Genomic DNA, 6,717 nt, shown 5'->3' with positions numbered 1-6,717 from the left:
TTGGGGGCGGGCCCGCCGCACACCTCGCGTCCTGGACCCCCCCCCCCCCCCGCCGCCCCCCCCCCCCCCCCCCCCCCCCCCCCCCTCGACGATAGAATTCCCGGCAAACTTTGCTCCAATAAGGTTGTCTTATGATAAAAGGAATCGCAAAAAAGATATAAAAATAATTCAATGAAAAAATATATCAAAAAGGCCATAGTCGGTTGGGGGGCATTCAGCTTTACTCTCCTGTTGGCTGGGTGCAAACAAGAATCCAAGGTTAATAACAGCTTAGAATTCGGGAAGGAAGTCACTTTTTTCATGTTAGACTTCGAACAAGAGTTAAGCGAACTTAGCTCTCAGGCTGACACCATAACGATTAATTCGATCGCAAAAAAGATCGAATTCATCAATTTGGAAGTGACCGAAAAGTCTCTATTGAGTAATGTTAATTTTATGGCGGCAGAAGTTAATGAAAACTACTACATATCTTCGGGTATTTTTCGTAATTCAAGCGGAGTTTTGCGGTTTGATAATACCGGGAAATTTATAGAAAGATTAATAGAAAGCGGACAAGGACCATTAGAATTACCCTATCTGACATATTGGAGTGTAAATGACTCACTCAATCTGATAAGCATGTTTGGGGCAGAAAAGCAATCCATTACTTATAAAAATTCATTTACAATAGATTTATGGATTGCAAGCAAATGCGAAAAAATCGTAAAATCTCACACAATATCGGGGTTACGACAACATCGTATTCCTATTTTACTATTTTTGCATAGTGTATCTGTGTAGGGAACTTGATAATAATTGAAAATAATATACTGAATATGAATCACTACAAATTGTTAACCGCATTGTTGCTTATTGGGTTAATGGCGGGGTGCAGCGGTAAGAAAGGATCGGACACGACAGAGATGACGGTGGAAACAACCTTGCCGGAAGAGAGAAATCAAGTGACCGTGATGACGCTCGAAGAGGGCGACTTCTATCATGAGTTGGTGAGTAATGGCAAACTGTCTGCCCAGCGATATGTCGATCTGCGCTTTGAATCGCCCGAGCCAATCGAAGCCATCTATGTGAAAAATGGCGACCGGGTAACCAAAGGGCAAAAGCTGGCCGCTTTATCGACTTTCCGCCTCAGTAATAAACTGACACAGGCAAAAGCAACGATGGAAAGGGGGAAATTAGACCTTCAGGATGTATTGATCGGACAGGGGTATATGATTGACGATTACGACAAAGTGCCTGAAGCGACCATGGAACTGGCAAAGGTAAAAAGCGGGTACGACCAGGCGTTGGTGCAATACGAACTGGCTCTTCACGAATATGAAAAGGCTGTTTTGACCGCACCTTTCGACGGGGTTGTGGCCAATCTGTTTGCCAAGGCCTACAACACAGCCTCCACCTCCGAGGTGTTCTGCACAATTATCGATCCGCGCAGCCTGGAAGCCTCTTTCACTGTACTGGAAAGCGAACTACCTCTGATCCGGAAAGGCGACAAGGTAGAGGTTACGCCTTACGCTGCCAGCGACACAAAGGTGGAAGGGCGCATCACGGAGATCAATCCGATTGTAGAAGCCAATGGCATGGTGCAGGTGAAAGCCGCCGTAGCCGAAAAAACGAATCTCTTTGAAGGGATGAACGTACGGGTGAGCATTCAGCGTTCGGTACCCAACCAGTTGGTAGTTCCGAAAGAGGCGGTTGTGCTTCGTTCGGGCAGACAGGTGGTATTTACCTTAGTTAAAGGTAAGGCCTATTGGAACTACACCACTACAGGATTGGAGAATGCAGGACATTACACATTAACAGAAATCCTCAAACCGGGAGACATTGTGATAACCAGCGGTAATATCAACCTGGCAAACGACACGCCGGTGACGGTAGTTACGAATGGAGAATTGACAAATGATAATTGATAATGTAACTATTAGGTCAAAGTCCGCAAGAACTTATAGGTGGCTGGCTGCCCAATACAAATCAACCCCGTAGCGGGTTAATTATCAATTATCCATTATCAATTATCAATTTGAATAATTATGCTTAAATTTTTACTTCAGCGTCCCATAGCCGTCCTTATGGCATTCACGGCCTGTTTTATACTGGGTCTGGTCACCTATTTTACCCTGCCGGTATCGCTCCTGCCTGATATTGCTATTCCGGAGATTACGGTACAGGTGTCCGCACCGAACACCTCTGCTCGAGAATTAGAGAATTCAACAATAAAAAAAATTCGTCAACAATTAATGCAAGTTTCACGTTTGCGCGATATACAGAGTGAAACACGAGACGGAGCAGGGATTATACGCTTAAATTTTGATTTTGGAACAAATACAGACTTAGCTTTTATTGAGGTAAATGAGAAAATCGATATCTCAATGAGTGGTCTTCCCAGAGATATTGAACGCCCTCGGGTAGTAAAAGCCAGTGCGACCGACATTCCGGTGTTCTGCCTGAACCTCACGCTGAAATCAAAGGAGAAAGGAGAAAGGAGAAAGGAGAAAGGAAACGATTCTTCATTATTCACTCATCATTCTTCATTCGAAGAAGACGAAGCTGCCTTTCTCGAGCTTTGCGAGTTTGCCGAGAGCGTAATCAAACGACGTATTGAACAGTTGCCGGAGGTGGCGATGGTCGATATCACCGGGATGCAAAAACGACAGTTGCAGATCATCCCCGACCTGGATAAGATGAAAATAGCCGGTCTCTCGCTGAGCGATCTGGAATCGGCGCTTGCTTCCAACAATATCGAACCGGGAAGTATGACCGTACGCGATGGTTATTACGAATACAACATCAAGTTTTCCACTCTGCTGCGCACTCCTGAAGATGTGGAGAATATCTATATCCGGAAAGGTGACCGTATCTTCCAGATGAAAGAACTGGCCAAGGTAGCGATTGCCCCGGAAAAGGAGACAGGTCTCTCGATGGCCAACGGGAAACGAGCCGTTACGTTGGCGATTATCAAGCAAGCCGACGAGAATATGGATAATATGAAGGAGGCATTGGAAGGATTGACGGCACATTTCGAGCGTATCTATCCTGATATCGATATCAGCATCACACGCAACCAAACCGAACTACTCGATTATACGATCTCGAACCTCAAAGAAAACCTGGGACTCGGCTTCCTGTTTATCTGTATCGTGGCCATCCTGTTCCTGGGCGATGTGAAAAGCCCAACGGTGATTGGGCTGAGCATGGTGGTGAGCATCGTGATCAGTTTCTTTTTCTTCTACATCTTTGATATGTCGCTCAATATTATCTCTCTTTCGGGATTGATCCTGGCGTTGGGGATGATGATCGACAGTTCCATTATCGTGACGGAGAATATTATGCAGTACCGAGCGAAAGGATACAGTCTGGATGAGGCTTGCGAGAAAGGGACGAGCGAGGTGGTCACGCCGATGCTGAGCTCTACCTTTACGACGATTGCCGTGTTTGTTCCCCTTGTGTTTATGAGCGGGATCGCCGGCGCGATCTTCTTCGACCAGGCTTTCGCGGTAACGGTCGGGCTGTTGGTCTCCTATTTCACGGGTATCATGCTGTTGCCGGTGCTTTATAAATTGGTGTATAGCATTCCTCCGATGAAGAAGAGCTGGATCAACCGCTCGATCAATAATCCGATCAAGGCGCATACGATGGACAAATGGTATGATGGTGGAATAAACTTTGTCTTCCGCTATCGAAAAGCCACCCTTTTATTTGTTGCCCTGACGATTCCTCTTTGTGTGCTCCTTTTTATGGTCATCCCGACCAGCCGTATGCCGGAAATCGATCAGAACGAACTGATTGCTCATCTGGAATGGAATGAAAATATCCATATCGACGAGAACAGGACGCGCACAAGCCGGTTGTTTGACGAAATAGACGGACTGGGCGCACAACACACCGCCTATATCGGGCAGCAGCAGTTTATCCTGAATCGTGATCAGGAGCTATCGGTATCCGAAGCCGAGCTTTACTTCAAAACGGAGAAGACCTCCGAGATTGCTCCGTTGCAACAGCATATCGAGCGATGGATCAAGACACATTATCCGTTGGCCGTGATCTCTTTCTCGCCACCGGAAACGGTTTTTGAGAAGCTGTTCGTCACGGGCGAAGCCGATGTTGTCGCAGAATTCTATTCGCGCAACCGGACAGAGGTTCCCGATCCGGTGACGCTTCGCAATATAGAAACTACCATGACGCAGCTGACGGGTCATGCGCCGGTCGGCATAGCGTTCGAAAACCAGTTGAATGTATCCGTCGATCGTCAGAAATTATTATTGTATAACGTCGATTACAACGAGGTCTACCGCGTACTCAGAACCGCATTCAAAGAGAATGAGGTGGCCACCCTGCGTTCCTATCAGCAATATCTTCCGATCGCGCTTACGGGCAACGAACGCACCATACAGGATATTATGCAGACCACGCTGATCCGCACCCTGCCCGACAAGAAGGGAGTTATCGACTATGTGCCGCTGCAATCGCTTGTCCGGGTGACACCGGGTGAAGACCTGAAGAATATCACCGCCGGAAAGAACGGAGAGTTTATCCCTTTCAGCTTCTATCAGGTGAAGAAACCGGCACAACTGATCGAGCAGATACGGGAAGCCGCCGACCGACAGATGCTCAACGGCACGGTGGCCGGAGCGCCCAACGAGGCGAAGTGGGACATTGACTATTCAGGTAGCTTCTTCTCTAATAAGAAAATGCTCAACGAATTGGTGATCATCCTGATGATCTCCGTTATATTGATGTATTTCATTCTGGCTGCACAGTTCGAAAGCTTCCTGCAACCGTTTATTGTGTTACTGGAACTGCCAATCGACGTGGCGGCTTCGCTATTGGTGCTTTGGATGATGGGGCATACGTTGAACCTGATGAGTGCTATCGGTATCGTGGTGACCTGCGGTATTATTATCAACGACTCCATCCTCAAACTCGATGTGATCAACGAGTTGCGTAAAGAGGGCATGCCGTTGATGGAAGCGATCCACGAAGGAGGCCGCCGTCGTTTGCGTCCGATCATTATGACCTCGTTGACGACCATCTTTGCGATGGTGCCGTTGTTGTTCTCTTTCGATATGGGTAGCGAATTACAAAAACCGCTTTCTATTGCGATGATCTCGGCGATGTTTATTGGCACATTGGTCAGTCTCTTTATTATTCCGCTGGTTTATTGGTTTATCTACAGGAAGGAAGAGGTTCATAATTGATAATTGACAATTGATAATTGATAAGACACACTATATGAGAACAGGTAAAACACTATTAATAGGCCTATTGCTTGCCATGGCAGGTATGGCGGGGGCGCAATCACTTACACTCACATTAGACCGGACGATCGCGCTGGCCACCGATAGTTCGCTGGAGGCCTTCCGCAGTAAGAATATGTTTCTGAGAGGTTATTGGCAATACCGCACCTTCAAGGCCGAGCGTTTGCCCAGCCTGACATTGAACCTTACGCCTGCCCAATACTACCGCGACATTACGCGGCGTTACGATTCGGGCAACAACATCGATGTATACCGCAATCAGCAATCATTCTATGCCGGAGGAAATCTGACCATCGAACAGAACTTTGATCTGTTGGGCGGTAGCTTCTTTATCGATTCCGACCTGGGGTATATCCGCAACTTCGGTGACGATACCTATAGCCAGTTCACCTCCGTCCCTATCCGGGTGGGCTATTCCCAAAGTCTTTTGGGGTATAATCCGTTTAAGTGGGCACACAAATTGGAGCCCTTGAAGTACGATAAAGCCAAGAAAGACCTCTTATACGATCTGGAAGAGATCGGTGAAATGGCCACCTATTACTTCTTTACCCTGGCCATGGCGCAAACAGAATATGAGATTGCCCGGGAGAAGGTTGCCTCTTCCGACACCCTCTATCGCGTGGGACAGGAGAAACACAAGATTGCTTCGATCAGCCAGGGCGACCTGCTCACCCTGAAGCTCGATGCGGTGAATGCGCGCAATAGCCTGCAGAGTGCCGAGCTCTCGCTCAAACGCGCCATGTTCAATCTTGCCTCTTACCTCAATTTCGATCAGAACACGGAGATACGTGCCGCACTACCCAACCGTCCCCGCCATATGGTGGTGCCGGTCGACGTGGCTCTTCAATATGCCCGTGACAACAACCCGACCTTCTTAGGATCACAGCAAAATATATTAAGCGCCGAACAGGAGGTCGACCGAACCAAAAAGGAATCGATGTTTAACGCTTCCTTCCGGGCGAGTGTCGGTTTCAACCAGGTGGGCGACAGCTTCAGGGATGCCTACCGTAACCTGTTGCAACAGGATGTCGTCTCTTTGTCGGTCTCTATCCCGCTGGTCGACTGGGGCGTACGTCGCGGCAAATACAATATGGCACGCAACAACCTGAATGTGATCCAGATCTCTTCCAAGCAGGAGGAGTTGAAGGTAGAGGAAGATGTGATCATGACCGTCAGCGAATTCAATATCCAGCAGGATATGATCGCCAGTGCCGAAGAGGCACTCGACCTGGCAGTAACCGCCTATGAAGAGACCGTGCAGCGCTTTATGATCGGGAAGGCAGACATCAACAGCCTCACCCTCTCCCAGAACCGGCAGGAATCGGCTCAACGCAATTATATTTCGGCTTTGCAGAACTATTGGGTCAGCTACTATAAAATACGAAGACTCACCCTGTATGATTTCGATCTGAACGTTTCACTCAGTGATAAGTTCGATTTTGATCACCATCTCTATCAATAAACGGGA

The 6,717-nt window shown here is 47.8% G+C and carries 4 protein-coding genes; all 4 read left to right on the top strand.

The window, feature by feature from the left end:
- The first annotated feature begins 171 nt into the window (after window positions 1–171).
- The 4 genes from M2137_RS10555 to M2137_RS10540 all read left to right on the top strand — a co-directional run bounded on the left by M2137_RS10555 (window position 172) and on the right by M2137_RS10540 (window position 6,711).
- Complete coding sequence (locus M2137_RS10555) at window positions 172–780, top strand: 6-bladed beta-propeller (protein WP_280766403.1); 609 nt, start codon at window positions 172–174, stop codon at window positions 778–780.
- 35 nt (window positions 781–815) lie between these two features.
- The gene (locus tag M2137_RS10550; RefSeq protein WP_280766402.1) at window positions 816–1,904 is read left to right on the top strand and encodes an efflux RND transporter periplasmic adaptor subunit; all 1,089 of its coding nucleotides are present in this window, start codon (window positions 816–818) and stop codon (window positions 1,902–1,904) included.
- 120 nt (window positions 1,905–2,024) lie between these two features.
- Window positions 2,025–5,189, top strand: a complete 3,165-nt coding sequence (locus M2137_RS10545) for an efflux RND transporter permease subunit (protein ID WP_280766401.1) — start codon at window positions 2,025–2,027, stop codon at window positions 5,187–5,189.
- Window positions 5,190–5,223: 34 nt separating this feature from the next.
- Window positions 5,224–6,711 (top strand): TolC family protein, encoded by a 1,488-nt coding sequence (locus tag M2137_RS10540; protein WP_280766400.1) that lies wholly within the window; start codon window positions 5,224–5,226, stop codon window positions 6,709–6,711.
- Window positions 6,712–6,717 lie beyond the last annotated feature (6 nt).

It is taken from the genome of Parabacteroides sp. PFB2-10 (genome assembly GCF_029893085.1).
In the GTDB taxonomy this organism is placed as follows: Bacteria; Bacteroidota; Bacteroidia; order Bacteroidales; family Tannerellaceae; genus QVMG01.
Note: the sequence above shows the minus strand (reverse complement) of the source record. Positions and strands in the feature narration are given on the sequence as shown.

Coding starts and splice junctions, on each gene's coding strand:
- M2137_RS10555 (WP_280766403.1), top strand. CDS start 172: ATGAAAAAATATATCAAAAAGGCCATAGTCGGTTGGGGGGCATTCAGC.
- M2137_RS10550 (WP_280766402.1), top strand. CDS start 816: ATGAATCACTACAAATTGTTAACCGCATTGTTGCTTATTGGGTTAATG.
- M2137_RS10545 (WP_280766401.1), top strand. CDS start 2,025: ATGCTTAAATTTTTACTTCAGCGTCCCATAGCCGTCCTTATGGCATTC.
- M2137_RS10540 (WP_280766400.1), top strand. CDS start 5,224: ATGAGAACAGGTAAAACACTATTAATAGGCCTATTGCTTGCCATGGCA.